This is a genomic window from Dactylosporangium sp. NPDC051484 (assembly GCF_040689395.1).
Classification (GTDB): Bacteria; Actinomycetota; Actinomycetes; order Mycobacteriales; family Micromonosporaceae; genus Dactylosporangium.
In genome coordinates this window covers 1-14300 of the sequence record NZ_JBFAZX010000026.1, presented here as the reverse complement: position 1 = coordinate 14300, position 14300 = coordinate 1, and the positions used below count along the sequence as shown (strand labels likewise).

Genomic DNA, 14300 nt, shown 5'->3' with positions numbered 1-14300 from the left:
CGGCGGACTCAGACGCCGCCTGGAACCACGCCGGTCACACCTCGATACAACCCCGGTATCGGGGCGCGCCCGGCGCGGCCCCGGCCGACGCCTGAGCCTCGCCTCGCTCCGACCCCCACCTCGATACAGGCCCTAGGACGCCGGGCTGACTAGGGTACGTACATGGACGCCGAGGACACCGCCGAGCAGCTCGCCGCCGTCCTCGGCGCGCACCTGGATCGCCTGGCGTTCGCCGACCGCGGCACCGACGACGTCACCGAGCTGCTCATCGCGGCGACCGTCGAGTGGGCGCGCGGGCGTGGCTGGAGGGTGTACCGGCGGGCGGCGAGCGTCGTGCCACTGCCCCCGCCGTATGAGCGGCAGTTCTCCGTCGTCGACGTCGGCATCGCCCGGCCCGGCGCGGCCCCGGTCGTCGTCGAGGTCGACCACGCCGACCGCCGCCGCACCCTGGACAAGCTCGCCGCCGAGGCCGCCGCGGGCCGGGTGGCGCTGTGGGTGCGCTGGGGCGCCGGCCGCCTCGCCCCGCCGCCGCCCCCGGTCGCGCTCGTCCCGTTCCCGGTCATCTCGCGCCGCGGCCCGTCGGGCGCCCGCGTGCATTCGCACACGGCGGACACGGGCCGCCCCGCGCCGGCGCACACCGAGTCGTCCGGCGCGTACACTCCGGAGCCCATGGCGCTCCCGCCGGAACCGGAAGGTCACTCGGCGTAGCCGGGTTCGCCGCGATCGGCGGGCATGGTAACGCCCAGGGGCTGCTCAAGGTTGTCCCCGGCACCCGCAGTGTCAATGATCAGACCTGGCCGATGCCCGACAGCGCACGTACCCGCAGAATTGCCCGGGTGACTCCGACCCCGACCGCGGTCACCGCGACCGTTCTCCGCCAGCCGGCCACCGGCGCCAATACCGGCGCCAATATGGGCGCCACTACCGGCGATGGCCCGGCGCCGCGCACCCGCGGCCGGCTCGTCACCGCGGGGCTGCTCCTGTCCGGCGTGGCGGTCATGCTGCTGGGATACGTGCGCATGGCCCGGACCAACGGCACCACCGCCGACGGGGCCGCCAACGCGCTGCAGGCGTGGGACCTGCTGCACGGCAACGTCGGGCTGCGCGGCTGGACGCTCAGCGACGTGTCCTTTTACCCGACGGAGCTGGTCCAGTACGCGCTGCTCGAGCTGGTGTACGGGCTCGACGAGGACGTCGTGCACCTCGCGGCGGCGATCACATATGTGCTGCTCATCGTCTGCGCCGCGCTGGTGGCCCGGGGGCCGGCCGGTGACCGGGCCACCACTCGCGCGGCGTGGGCCCGCGTCGCGGTGGTGGTTGCGGTCCTGCTGGTCCCCGAGCCGCAGGCCGGCTGGGCGATCGTCCTGTGCAACCCCGACCACACCGGCACCGCGGTACCGCTGCTGGTCACCGCCCTGCTCATCGACCGCCGGGCGGCGCTCGGGCGGTGGTGGCCGGTCGCGGTCACGGCGCTGCTCACGATCGCGCAGGTCGCGGACCCGCTCGCGATGTACATCGGCGCCCTGCCGCTGGCCACCGTCAGTGCGCTGCGCCTCCTGCGGGCGCTGCGGTCCCGCACCGAGCGGGGCACCGACGCGCCCCTGCTCGGGGCCGCGGTCGCCTCGGTCGTCCTCGCGCACGCCGCGGTGCGGCTGATCGGCCTCGCGGGCGGCTACCGCGTGCACTCGCCGATCGCGAAGTTCACCACCTGGGACGCGGTCCCCGGCCACCTGGTCATGCTGATGCGCACCACGACCCTGAACTACGGCGCCTACTTCCCGCGGCTCGGCGCCGGCACCCCCGCGCTGACGGTCCTGAACCACGCCGTCGGCGCGGTGAAGCTGGTCCTGATGCTGGCCGCGCTCGCCGCGACCGTCGTCACCGTCGCCCGGCTGCTCGGCCGGCGCGGGCACGGCGACCGGGTGGCGCAGTGGCTGGCCGTCGCGATCGCGGTGAACCTGGCCGCGTTCGTCGCCTCGACCCAGGCCGCGGACATGGCCAGCGCCCGCCAGGTGGTCGCGGTCCTGCCGTTCGGCGCCGTGCTGGCCGCGCGCGTCTTCGGCGATCGGGGCGCGGCGCTGTGGGCGGCGCCCCGCCGGGCCGGCCGGATCGCGTGGCGGGCGACCGCGTTCGCCGTGGCAGCCCTGCTCGTGACGTCGTTCGGGGTGCACGCGGCGCTGGCCCGCCCGGCCCCGCCCGAGGCCGCCGAGGCGGCGGCCTGGCTGGAGCGGCACGACCTGCGCTACGGCATCGGGGCCTACTGGGCCTCCCACACCGTCACCGTCGTGACCGACGGCCGGGTGCGGGTCGCGCCGGTGGCCGGACCCGTCCCGCGCGCCTTCCACTGGGAGTCCAAGGAGCAGTGGTACGACCCGCGCCGCCACGACGCCCGGTTCCTCATCGTGGACCGCACGCTGGAGCAGTACGGCACGCTCAGCGGGGCGAACGAGCGCTTCGGCCCGCCGGTGGGGCGCGTCGACCTCGAACGCTGGACGATCCTGGTGTACGACCACAATCTCCTGGACGACCTGCCGCGCGACCGGCGGTGAGCAGCCCCGCGACGGCGCGCCTCACCCCAGTTTGAGCCAGAGCGCACCCAGCGGCGGGACGCGCAGCTGGACGGAGGCGGGCAGGCCGTTGTGCGGCACGCCGGTCACCTCGACCGAGCCCATGTTGCCCACGCCCGAGCCGCCGTAGATGTCGGCGTCGGTGTTGAGGATCTCCGACCAGCGGCCGGTGAAGGGCAGGCCGATGCGGTACGTCTCGTGCGGGTGCGTGTTGAAGTTGACCACGACGGCGACGACCGAGCCGTCGGCGCCCCAGCGCAGGTAGGAGAAGACGTTGCCGCCCGCGTCCGCGTTGTTGATCCAGCGGAAGCCGTCCGGGGTGGTGTCCTGGCTCCACAGCGCCGGGGTGGCCCGGTAGGTGGCGTTGAGGTCTTGGACGAGTCGCTGCAGGCCGGCGCGGGACGGGTCCTGCAGCAGGTCCCAGTCGAGGCCGCGCTCCTCGCTCCACTCCTGCTCGTCGCCGAGCTCGCAGCCCATGAACAGCAGCTGCTTGCCGGGGAACGACCACATGTAGGCCAGCAGCGCCCGCGCGCCGGCGACCTTCTTCCACAGGTCGCCGGGCATCTTGCCGATCAGGGAGCCCTTGCCGTGCACGACCTCGTCGTGGCTGATCGGCAGCACGTAGTTCTCGCTCCAGGCGTACACCGTGGCGAAGGTCATCTGGCCGTGGTGGTACTGCCGGTAGATGGGGTCCTTGCCCACGTAGGTGAGCGTGTCGTGCATCCACCCCATGTTCCACTTGAAGCCGAAGCCCAGGCCGCCCGCGTCGGTCGGGCGGGTCACGCCCAGCCACGCCGTCGACTCCTCGGCGATCATCATGATGCCGGGGTGGTGCTTGTAGACGGTGGCGTTGGCCTCCTGCAGGAAGGAGATCGCGTCGAGGTTCTCCCGGCCGCCGTACTGGTTGGGCGACCACTGGCCCTGCTCGCGGGAGTAGTCGAGGTAGAGCATCGAGGCGACCGCGTCGACCCGCAGCGCGTCGGCGTGGAACTCCTCGCACCAGAAGAGCGCGTTGGCGACGAGGAAGTTGCGCACCTCCTTGCGGCCGAAGTCGAAGATGAGCGTGCCCCAGTCGGGGTGCTCGCCGCGGCGCCAGTCGCCGTGCTCGTACAGGGGCGTGCCGTCGAAGCGGGCCAGGGCCCACGAGTCCTTCGGGAAGTGGGCCGGCACCCAGTCCAGGATCACGCCGATGTCGGCCTGGTGGAGGCGGTCGACGAGGTGACGGAACTCGTCGGGGGAGCCGAAGCGGGCCGTCGGGGCGTAGTAGCCGGTGACCTGGTAGCCCCACGAGCCGCCGAACGGGTGCTCCATGACCGGCAGGAACTCCACGTGGGTGAACCCGAGCTCCGTGACGTACTCGGTCAGCTGGTCGGCCAGCTCCACGTAGGACAGCCCGGGGCGCCACGAGCCGAGGTGGACCTCGTAGATGCTCACCGGCTCCTCGTGCGGGTGCCGCTCGGCCCGGGCCGCGATCCAGTCGGCGTCCTTCCACTCGTAGCCGGAGCTGTGGATCACGCTGGCGGTCGCCGGGGGCCGCTCGGTGTGCCGGGCCAGCGGGTCGGCCTTCTCCACCCAGTCGTTGTCGGGTGTGAGCAGCCGGTACTTGTACCTCTGCCCGGCCTGCGCGCCCGGCACGAACAGCTCCCAGACGCCGCTGCCGCCCAGCGAGCGCATCGGCAAGCCGTCGTACGGGCCCCAGCCGGTGAAGTCACCGACGACCCGCACGCCGCGGGCGTTGGGCGCCCACACGGCGAACGCGACGCCGCCGGGGCGGACCTGCGCGCCGAGGACGGTCCACAGCCGCTCGTGCCGGCCCTCCTGGATGAGGTGCAGGTCGAGCTCGCCGAGGCTGGGCAGGTGGCGGTACGGGTCGTCGGTCAGCGTGCCGTCGGCGTCGACGCGGTAGTCGTCGACGACGCCGGGCACCTCGACCTCGAACACGCCGTCGCCGTGCACCTGGGCCATCGGGTAGCGCTCGCCGCCCGCCACCACCGCCACCTCGCTCGCGCCGCGGCGCAGCGCCCGGATGACGGTCGTGACGGCGTCCCCGCGCGTCTGGGCGTGGGCGCCCAGGACGCCGTGCGGATCGTGGGCACGTCCGGCGATGAGGTCGTCGAAATTCATGGGGGTGATCACCTTGTCGTCAGGTCCGAACCGTTCACGATGCGCTCGATCGATCGCAGGGGAATCCGCAGCCAGCCCGGCCGGTGCCGCGCCTCGTACGCGGTCTCGTAGACCGCCTTGTCCAGTTCGTACGCCCGCAGGAGGGCCAGGTCCTCCCGCGGGTCATAACCGGCGGCGGCAGCATAGCCGTCGCAGAACGCGTCCCGGTTACGGTCCACCCACTGGCGGGCCCGCCGGGCGAGTTCCTCGTCGTCGTCGGTGTCCAGCAGCAGCTGGTAGGCGGCGTATTCGTAGGAGCGCAGCATGCCGGCGACGTCCCGCAGCACCGAATCCGGGCTTCTGCGCTCCCGCACCGGCGTCCCGGGCTCGCCCTCGAAGTCGATGAGCAGCCAGGACTCCGGCGTGCGCAGCACCTGACCGAGGTGGAGGTCACCGTGGACGCGCTGCGTGGTGATCGTCTCGCCGGCGACGGCGCGCAGCATCGCGGCGACGTCGCCGGCCCGCCCGGCGAGGTCCGGCACCGCCTGGACCGCCCGGTCCAGCCGCGCGAGCATCGCCTCGGTCGGCGCCGGCGCGGACTGCGTGCCCAGCTCCGCGGCCAGGGTGCGGTGCACGTGCGCGACCGCCTCGCCCAGGCGTGCGGACTCGCCGGCGAAGTCGCCGCCGACTTCGGAGGGGCGAAGGTCGGGGTTGAGGTCGTACTCGGCGAACAGGTCGCGGGCACTGGTCTCCGCCATCGCCCAGCCCTCGGCCGAGTTCTGCGCGTACTCGGTCACCATCGCCAGGGCCAGGTGCTCGCCGCCCGGGCCGGATTCGGATTGGCCTTGATCTGGTCGGCCCAGCTCCGCCGGCACGGTGCTCTCGATGGCGCCGAGCAGCCGGGCCACGTTGGGGCAGCCGGCCCGGGCGAGGACCCGGTTGAGCTCCAGGTCGGGATTGACCCCGGCGCTGACCCGGCGGAACACCTTGAGGATCGCCGCGCTGTCGAACACGACGCTGGTGTTGCTCTGCTCGGCCCCGCCGATGCGGGCCGGCGCGTCGACCGGCAGCGCCACCCCGGGCTCGGGCACGAATCGGACCCCGTCGACGACCGCGCCGGCGTCGATGAGCGCCAGCAGCCGCTGCGCGGAGTGCTCGTCGTAGAGCGCGTCGGAGGCGGCCCGGTCGCCGTCGGCGCCGATGAGGGCGGCCGCGGACAGCTCGGCGGCCACGTCGAGGTTCCAGCCGACGAAGAGCTGGTAGCGCTCCGTGCCGCCGTCGGCGTAGTGGGCGTCGAGCAGCACGTGGTCGAGGCCGTCCGGCAGGTGGGTGACGAGGGCGGGCTCGACGTGGGTCAGGGTGCGGGTCCGCCCCGCGTACCACCGCTGATGCGGCAGCCAGTCGGTGTACGGCAGAGAAGTCATTGCGCCTGCGGCCCTCCTCTAGCTCTGCTCTGCCGGCGCGCTCAGCTGGAACCAGTAGAAGCCGTGCCCGGGCAGGGTCAGCAGGTAGGGCAGCTGGCCGACGTTGGGAAAATGCACGTGCCCGGTCAGCTCGACGGGCGTGTACCCCGCCCACTCCTGCAGGTTGAGCTCGATCGGCTGCGGGAAGCGGGACAGGTTGTTCACGCACAGCACGACGTCGTCGCCGTGGACCCGCACGAACGCCAGGATCGACGGGTTGGAGCCGCCCAGCTCGCGCAACTCCCCGGCGGCGAACGCGCCGTGCCGCCGGCGCACCTGCAGCATCGTGCGGGTCCAGTTGAGCACCGAGGTCGAGCTCTCCCGCTGCGCCTCCACGTTGATCGACTGGTACCCGTAGATGTGGTCCTGGATCGCCGGCAGATACAGGCGCCCGGGGTTGGCCCGGGAGAAGCCCGCGTTGCGGTCCGGCGTCCACTGCATCGGGGTGCGCACGCCGTCGCGGTCGCCGAGCCAGATGTTGTCGCCCATGCCGATCTCGTCGCCGTAGTACAGCACCGGCGAGCCCGGCAGGGACAGCAGTAACGCGGTGAACAGCTCGATCTGGTTGCGGTCGTTCTCCAGCAGCGGGGCCAGCCGCCGCCGGATGCCCACGTTGGCGCGCATCCGCGGGTCCTTGGCGTACTCCGCGTACATGTAGTCGCGCTCCTCGTCGGTGACCATCTCCAGGGTCAGCTCGTCGTGGTTGCGCAGGAAGATGCCCCACTGGCAGTTCGGCGGGATCTGGGGGGTGTGCGCCAGGATCTCCGAGATCGGGAAGCGTGACTCCCGGCGGACCGCCATGAAGATGCGGGGCATGAGCGGAAAGTGGAACGCCATGTGGCACTCGTCACCATCGCCGAAGTACTCCACCACGTCGGCCGGCCACTGGTTGGCCTCGGCGAGCAGGACCCGGCCCGGGTACTCGTCGTCGACCACCTTGCGGCAGCGGCGCAGGAACTCGTGCGTCTCGGGCAGGTTCTCGCAGTTGGTGCCCTCGGCCTCGAACAGGTACGGCACCGCGTCGAGCCGGAACCCGTCGATGCCCAGGTCGAGCCAGAACCGCAGCACGTCGATCATCTGGCGCTGGACCTCGGGGTTGGCGTAGTTGAGGTCCGGCTGGTGGGCGAAGAACCGGTGCCAGTAGAACTGCCGCCGCACCGGGTCGAAGGTCCAGTTGGACTCCTCGGTGTCGACGAAGATGACCCGGGCGTCGGCGTAGGCCTTGTCGGTGTCCGACCAGACGTAGAAGTCACCGTACGGCCCGGCCGGGTCGCGGCGGGACTCCTGGAACCACTGGTGCGAGTCGGACGTGTGGTTCATGACCAGGTCCGTGATCACCCGGATGCCGCGCTTGTGCGCCGCGTCGAGCAGGCCGACGAAGTCCTCGACGGTGCCGAAGTCCGCCAGCACCTTGTAGAAGTCCCGGATGTCGTACCCCCCGTCGCGCAGCGGGGAGTCGTAGAACGGGGGCAGCCACAGGCAGTCGACGCCGAGCCACTGCAGGTAGTCGAGCTGGCCGATGAGGCCCTTGAGGTCGCCGGAGCCGTCGGCGTTGGAGTCGGCGAAGGCGCGCACCAGCACCTCGTAGAACACGGCCCGCTGAAACCAGCCCTCTTCCGCGGGCAGCACCCGGGCCTGGCTGAAGTCGCTCGAGGACGGGTGCTCCACTGCGTCGCGCATGCTCTGTACCACCTGCCTGCCTTGCCGCCTACCGGTGTCGATGCACCGTGAACACGTGGGCCGGCTCGTAGTAGGGGTCGAGCCGGACCGCGTTGTGCTGTCCCCAGTCGAACGTCGCCCCCGTCACCTCGTCGCGCACCGTGAACCGCTCGTGCCAGTCGAAACCGAGCGCGGGCATGTCCAGCGTCGTGTTACCCCACTGCACGTTGTGCGAATCCAGCGACACGACGACCAGCACCGTGTCGTCGGACTGCGGGTCGCGCTTCGAGAAGCACAGCATCTGCTCGTTGTCGATGCCGTGGAACACCGTGTTGCGCAGCCAGTGCAGCGCCGGGTGCTCCCGGCGCACCGCGTTGAGCCGGCGCAGCAACGGCGCCAGCGACTCGCCGCCCCGCTCCGCCGCCGCCCAGTCGCGGGGCCGCAGCTGGTACTTCTCGTTGTCCAGGTATTCCTCGGCGCCGGGCCGCGGCAGGTGCTCGAAGAGCTCGAAGCCCGCGTACATGCCCCACGACGGGCTCAGCAGCGAGGCCAGCACCGCGCGGATCTTGAACATCGGCGGGCCGCCGTGCTGCAGGTGCTCGGGCAGGATGTCCGGCGTGTTGGGCCAGAAGTTGGGACGCATGTAGTCGGCGGCGGCGATGAGCTCCTGCACGTACTCGCGCAGCTCGAAGCCCTGCACCCGCCAGGTGAAGTACGTGTAGGACTGGGAGAACCCGGCCTTGCCCAGGCCGTGCATCATCGCGGGCCGGGTGAACGCCTCGGCCAGGAACAGCACGTCGGGATCGGCCGCCTTGACCTCGTCGATCAGCCACTGCCAGAAGCCGACCGGCTTGGTGTGCGGGTTGTCCACCCGGAAGATCTTGACGCCCTGCGCCACCCAGTGCAGCACGATGCGCAGCACCTCGGCGCGCAGGCCCTCGGGGTCGTTGTCGAAGTTCAGCGGATAGATGTCCTGGTACTTCTTGGGCGGGTTCTCGGCGTAGGCGATGCTGCCGTCGGCGCGGGTGGTGAACCACTCGGGGTGCTCGGTGACCCACGGGTGGTCCGGCGCGCACTGCAGCGCCAGGTCCATCGCGATCTCCACGCCCACCCGGCGCGCCTCGGCGACGAACGCCCGGAAGTCCTCCGGCGTGCCCAGGTCCGGGTGGACGGCGTCGTGGCCGCCCTCGGCCGCGCCGATCGCCCACGGCGAGCCGACGTCGTCGGGGCCGGCGACCAGCGTGTTGTTCGGGCCCTTGCGGTTGACCCGGCCGATCGGGTGGATCGGCGGCAGGTACACCACGTCGAAGCCCATGTCGGCGACCTGGGCCAGGCGCGGCGTGGCGGAGGCGAACGTGCCGTGCTTGACCGGCTTGCCGTGCTCGTCGACGACCGCGCCCTCGGAGCGCGGGAAGAACTCATACCACGCGGAGAACAGCGCCCGCTGCCGGTCGCACCACAGCGGCAGCGCCTCACCGCGGGTGACCTGGCGGCGCAGCGGGTGCCGCCAGAGCACGTCGGTCAGCCCCAGAGCCGGCGACACCCGGGCGAACAGCGGGATGGCGGTGTCGTCCAGCGCACCGGCCGCGCCGAGCACCCGGCCGCGCTCGTCGGGCGGCACCCCGGGCGCGGCCTCGCGCAGCAGCTGCGCCCCCTCGGCCAGGTCGTTGGCGAGGTCGTCGAGGCCCTGCCCGGCCGCGATCTTCTTGGACACGGCGCTGTGCCAGGTGAGGTACGGGTCGCTGAACGCCTCGACCGCGAACGTCCAGGCGCCGACGGCGTCCGGGCGGATCTCGCCGAACCAGGTGTCGGTGCCCGGCGGGCCCGGACGCATCCGGTTGAACGGCGCCTCGCGCCCCTCGGGCGAGATGAGCACGACGTTGCAGCCCATCATCGCGTGGCCCTCGCGGTAGGACACCGCCGAGACCGGCACCAGCTCGCCGACGACCGCCTTGGCGGACAGGCGGCCACCCTCGATCTGCGGCGTGACCCGCTCGATCGGGAACCGCTGCCCGGCGCCGAAGGCCGGCCCGCCGAACGACGCGGCGGGCGACTCCGCCGTCTCCTGCGGCCGCACGGGCTCCGTGGACAGGGCGATCTCCGTCTCGGTCGGGGCCGTCGTGGCGATCTCTGTCTTCAGGGCTTCGGGCGCGTGCTGCTCCGGGGGGTTACCCATGATCCTCACCGTATCGAATCCGAGCCTTGCCTGCAGGGGAAGGGCTGCTGCGCCGTGCCGGTCAGAGCTCGACCCGCTGGCCCTTGCCGACGACCACGACGCCGCCCTCGGACACCGTGAACCCTCGCTGCCGGTCGCGCACCGGGTCCACCCCGATCTCGGCGCCCTCCGGCACGATCACGTTCTTGTCCAGGATGGCGTTGCGGACCACGGCGTGCCGCCCGATGTCGACGCCCTCCATCAGCACCGAGCCCTCGACGTGGGCCCACGAGTGCACCCTGACGTTCGGCGACACCACCGAGTTCTCCACGAGCGACCCGGAGATGACCGCGCCGGGGGAGATCATCGAGCCGACCGCCCGGCCGACCCGCTCGCCCCAGCCGTGCACGAACTTGGCCGGCGGCCAGGGGCTGTTGCCGGTGAAGATGGGCCATTCGTAGTTGTACAGGTTGAAGACCGGCTGCACGGCGATGAGGTCCATGTTGGCCTCGTAGTACGAGTCCAGCGTCCCGACGTCGCGCCAGTAGCCCCGGTCGCGTTCGGAGCTGCCCGGCACCACGTTGTTGCTGAAGTCGTACACCGCGGCCTCGTTCTTCTCCACGAAGTACGGGATGATGTTGCCGCCCATGTCGTGCTTGCTGGACGGGTCCTGCGCGTCACGGGTGACGGCGTCGATGAGCGCCTCGGTGGTGAAGACGTAGTTGCCCATCGAGGCGAAGATCTCATCCGGGGAGTCCGGCAGGCCCTTGGCGTCCTTGGGCTTCTCGCGAAACGCGCTGATCTGCCGGCTGTCCGCGCCCTGGCCCCGATGCTCGCCGACCTCGATCACCCCGAACTGGTCGGCGGTCGACAGCGGCTGGCGGATGCCCGCGACCGTCGCGGCGGCGCCCGACTCGATGTGCTGGCGCACCATCTGCTCGGGGTCCATCCGGTAGATGTGATCGGCGCCGAACACGATGACGTAGTCCGGCCGCTCGTCGTTGATCAGGTTGAGGCTCTGGTAGATCGCGTCCGCGGACCCGGCGAACCAGCGCGGGCCGAGGCGCTGCTGCGCCGGCACCGGCGTGACGTAGTTGCCCAGCAGCGTGGACATCCGCCAGGTCTTCGTGACGTGCCGGTCCAGCGAGTGCGACTTGTACTGGGTCAGCACGACCATCTTCAGATAGCCGCCGTTGGCCAGGTTGGACAGCACGAAGTCGATCAGCCGGTAGATGCCGCCGAACGGCACCGCGGGCTTGGCCCGGTCCGTGGTCAGGGGCATCAGTCGCTTGCCCTCGCCACCGGCGAGGACGATCGCGAGGACGTTCTTGGCAGCCATGGCGCAGACGCTAAACAAGTCCGGCGTGTTGCGCCAGACGAACAACAATTAGTGTTTGGGACGTGCGTGTAGACCTGCTCACTCGAGAGTACCCGCCCGACGTCTACGGCGGCGCCGGCGTGCATCTGGAGTACCTGGCCCGCGAGCTGCGCAACCTGCGCTCGCCCGCCCTTGACGTGCGCGTGCACTGCTTCGGGGCGCCGCGCGGCGAGGCCGGTGTGACCGGCTACGCCGACCCGCCCGGGCTCGCCGGCGCCAACGCGGCGCTGCGCACGATGGGCGTCGACCTCGAGATGGCCGCCGGTTGTTCGGGCACGAACATCGTGCACAGCCATACCTGGTATGCCAACCTCGCCGGCCACGTCGCCAAGCTGCTCTACGGCGTGCCGCACGTGGTGACCAGTCACAGCCTCGAGCCGCTGCGGCCGTGGAAGGCCGAGCAGCTCGGCGGTGGTTACGCACTGTCGTCCTGGTGTGAGCGGACCGCGATCGAGGCCGCCGACGCGGTCGTCGCCGTCTCCGCCGGGATGAAGGCCGACGTGCTGCGCGCCTACCCGGGCGTCGACCCGGACAAGGTGCACGTGGTCTACAACGGCATCGACACCGAGCAGTACGCGCCCGACCCGGCCACCGACGTGCTCGAGCGCCTCGGCGTGGACCCCGACCGGCCCAGCGTCGTCTACGTGGGGCGGATCACGCGGCAGAAGGGCCTGCCGTATCTGCTGCGCGCCGCCCGCCGGCTGCCGGCCGACACCCAGATCGTCCTGCTGGCCGGCGCCCCCGACACGCCGGAGATCGCCGCCGAGGTGACCGCGCTCGCCGGCGAGCTGCGGGCCACCCGCGACGGTGTCGTGTGGGTCCAGGAGATGCTGCCCAAGCGCGAGGTCATCCAGGTCCTCACCCACGCCACCCTCTTCGTGTGCCCGTCGATCTACGAGCCGATGGGGATCGTCAACCTCGAGGCGATGGCCTGCCAGACCGCGGTCGTGGCCACCGCGACCGGCGGCATCCCCGAGGTCGTCGCCGACCGCGAGACCGGCCTGCTGGTGCCGATCGAACAGGTCAGCGACGGCTCCGGCACCCCGCTGGACGAGTCGCGGTTCGTCGCCGACCTCGCCGACGCGATGATCGCCCTGCTGGAGGACCCGGACCGGGCGGCAGCCTTCGGGCGGGCGGGGCGCCAGCGCGCCGTGGACCACTTCTCCTGGGCGGCCATCGCCGACCGCACGCTGGCGGTCTATCAGTCCGTGACGTGATCCATGATCAGCTGGGCGATGACGTCCGGCTGCTCGACGTTCGCGAGGTGGGCCGCGTTCGGCAGCACCACCAGGCGGCTGCCCCGGATGCCCGCGTGGATGCGCTCGCCGTGCTCCGGGGGCGTGGCCGGGTCGTCCGCCCCCGAGACCACCAGGGTCGGGGCGGCGACGCGGGCCAGGTCGTCGCGCAGGTCCATGGCCGCGATCGCCTCGCAGCCGGCGGCATAGCCCTCGGCCGGGCAGGCGGCGATCATCGCCCGGTAGGGCGCCACCCGGGCCGGCAATGCCGCCCGGAAGCGCGGGGTGAACCAGCGGCCCAGCACCGCGTCGGCGACCGGGCCCATCCCACCCGCCCGCACCTGCCGCGCCCGGTCCAGCCAGCCCTCGGCCGGCGGCAGGTGCGCGGCGGTGCAGATCAGCACCAGCCGCTCGATGCGCTGCGGGGCGTGCGCGGCCAGCCACATGCCGACCATGCCGCCCAGCGACAGGCCGCAGTACGACGCCCGCTCGATCCCCAGGCGGTCCAGCAGCGCCAGCACGTCCCGGCCGAGGTCCTCGATACGGTACGGCCCGGGCGGCACCGGCGAGCCGCCGTGCCCACGGTGGTCGAAGCGCACCACCCGCAACCGGTCACCGAAGAGCGGCAACTGCGGCCGCCACATGTCCAGATTGCTGCCCAGCGAGCCGCCGAGCAGCAGGAAGGGCGCGCCGAAGGGGCCAGTGGTGCGCTGGAACAGCGTCAAGCTCGGCACTGCATCCTTGTACCACCTCGCTCGGCCGTGAGCATCAGTGGTTCAGCGCTTGACGCCCACGCCGGCGTAGCCGTGCGAGACCTGCTCCTCGCCGGGGTCGGGCTGCCACTGGCCGATCCACACCAGGCCGGGGTCGAGCAGCTCGAAGCCGTCGAAGAGGCGCAGGATGTCCGCCCGGGTGCGCGGCACGATCGGCGCGCTGGCGCCGCGGTACACCTGCGTGCCCTGTTGCGTGGGCGCCGCGTCGACGCCGTCGAGGGTCAGGTGCGACACCACCAGGTGGCTGCCGGGCGCGGTCGCGTCGCGCAGCCGCGCGATGAGGCGCCACGGGTCGGCCTCGTCGGGCACGAAGTGCAGCATCGACACCAGCAGCACCGCGACCGGCTCGGCGAGGTCGAGGTGACCGCACACGTGCGGGTCGGCCAGCAGCGCCTCCGGGTCGCGCAGGTCGGCCAGGGCGACCGACACCCGCTCGTCGCGCTCGACGAGGGTGCGCGCCTGCGCGACCGCGACCGGGTCGTTGTCGACGTAGACCACCCGGCCGTCGGTGTGCTCGTGCACGTTGCCCTGGGTGGGCAGCCCGGCGCCGATGTCGAGGAACTGCCGGACACCGGCCTCGCTGAGCCGGCGCACGGCGCGCTGCATGAACCGCCGGTTGGTCCGGGCCGCGGCCGGCGTGTCGGGGAAGATCTCCAGGATCTTCTCGGCGGCCGCGCGGTCGGCGGCGAAGTTGTGGTAGCCGCCGAGGTAGTAGTCATACATCCGGGCGACGTTCGGGACCGTGGCGTCGATCGTCATGCGCGCCACCCTAGCGGTCCCCGGGGTGCGAATGCGGCCCGCGGCTCCGCCGTCCGGCAAGGTCTTGCGGGACGTGCGTGTCCGCCGCCGCGAGCTCATCGCGTGCCGACGCTCTAGATGATTGATGCCTTGAAGATTCAGTGGTCGTAGGCGATGAGGGACCGTTTGACTGGGGCGCCGATGGTCCAGTTGTGCCAGATCACGGCGG

10 protein-coding genes are annotated in these 14300 nt (G+C 71.9%); 3 read left to right on the top strand and 7 right to left on the bottom strand.

Features of this window, described 5'->3' with window-relative positions:
* Positions 1 to 162 precede the first annotated feature (162 nt).
* Together AB0367_RS30190 and AB0367_RS30185 are read left to right on the top strand one after the other, a co-directional pair.
* A complete protein-coding gene (locus tag AB0367_RS30190) occupies positions 163 to 708 on the top strand; it encodes a hypothetical protein (RefSeq protein WP_366229873.1) in 546 nt (181 codons plus the stop codon).
* A 128-nt stretch (positions 709 to 836) separates the two neighbouring features.
* On the top strand, positions 837 to 2549 hold the full coding sequence (locus AB0367_RS30185) for a hypothetical protein (RefSeq protein WP_366229872.1): 1713 nt from the start codon (positions 837 to 839) through the stop codon (positions 2547 to 2549).
* A 21-nt stretch (positions 2550 to 2570) separates the two neighbouring features.
* Here the strand turns inward: AB0367_RS30185 and glgB are convergent, their stop codons facing one another.
* The 5 genes from glgB to glgC all read right to left on the bottom strand — a co-directional run bounded on the left by glgB (position 2571) and on the right by glgC (position 11286).
* On the bottom strand, positions 2571 to 4691 hold the full coding sequence (gene glgB / locus AB0367_RS30180) for a 1,4-alpha-glucan branching protein GlgB (RefSeq protein WP_366229871.1): 2121 nt from the start codon (positions 4689 to 4691) through the stop codon (positions 2571 to 2573).
* A gap of 8 nt (positions 4692 to 4699) precedes the next feature.
* Positions 4700 to 6094: a maltokinase gene (locus AB0367_RS30175; RefSeq protein ID WP_366229870.1), complete on the bottom strand. Its 1395-nt coding sequence runs from the start codon at positions 6092 to 6094 to the stop codon at positions 4700 to 4702.
* A gap of 18 nt (positions 6095 to 6112) precedes the next feature.
* Positions 6113 to 7813 (bottom strand): maltose alpha-D-glucosyltransferase, encoded by a 1701-nt coding sequence (gene treS / locus AB0367_RS30170; protein ID WP_366229869.1) that lies wholly within the window; start codon positions 7811 to 7813, stop codon positions 6113 to 6115.
* A 28-nt stretch (positions 7814 to 7841) separates the two neighbouring features.
* Positions 7842 to 9968, bottom strand: a complete 2127-nt coding sequence (locus tag AB0367_RS30165) for an alpha-1,4-glucan--maltose-1-phosphate maltosyltransferase (RefSeq protein ID WP_366229868.1) — start codon at positions 9966 to 9968, stop codon at positions 7842 to 7844.
* 61 nt (positions 9969 to 10029) lie between these two features.
* Positions 10030 to 11286, bottom strand: coding sequence for a glucose-1-phosphate adenylyltransferase (gene glgC, locus AB0367_RS30160; RefSeq protein WP_366229867.1), 1257 nt, complete (start codon positions 11284 to 11286; stop codon positions 10030 to 10032).
* Between the two features lie 62 nt (positions 11287 to 11348).
* Between glgC and glgA the strand changes: the two genes are divergently transcribed.
* Positions 11349 to 12542 (top strand): glycogen synthase, encoded by a 1194-nt coding sequence (glgA, locus tag AB0367_RS30155; RefSeq protein ID WP_366229866.1) that lies wholly within the window; start codon positions 11349 to 11351, stop codon positions 12540 to 12542.
* On the opposite strand, the gene pcaD is transcribed toward glgA, so the two are convergent.
* Both pcaD and AB0367_RS30145 read right to left on the bottom strand, forming a co-directional pair.
* On the bottom strand, positions 12527 to 13294 hold the full coding sequence (gene pcaD / locus AB0367_RS30150) for a 3-oxoadipate enol-lactonase (RefSeq protein ID WP_366229865.1): 768 nt from the start codon (positions 13292 to 13294) through the stop codon (positions 12527 to 12529). The two genes, glgA and pcaD, sit on opposite strands and share 16 nt — an antisense overlap.
* Positions 13295 to 13336: 42 nt before the next feature.
* A complete protein-coding gene (locus AB0367_RS30145; RefSeq protein ID WP_366229864.1) occupies positions 13337 to 14092 on the bottom strand; it encodes an SAM-dependent methyltransferase in 756 nt (251 codons plus the stop codon).
* Positions 14093 to 14300: the final 208 nt, after the last annotated feature.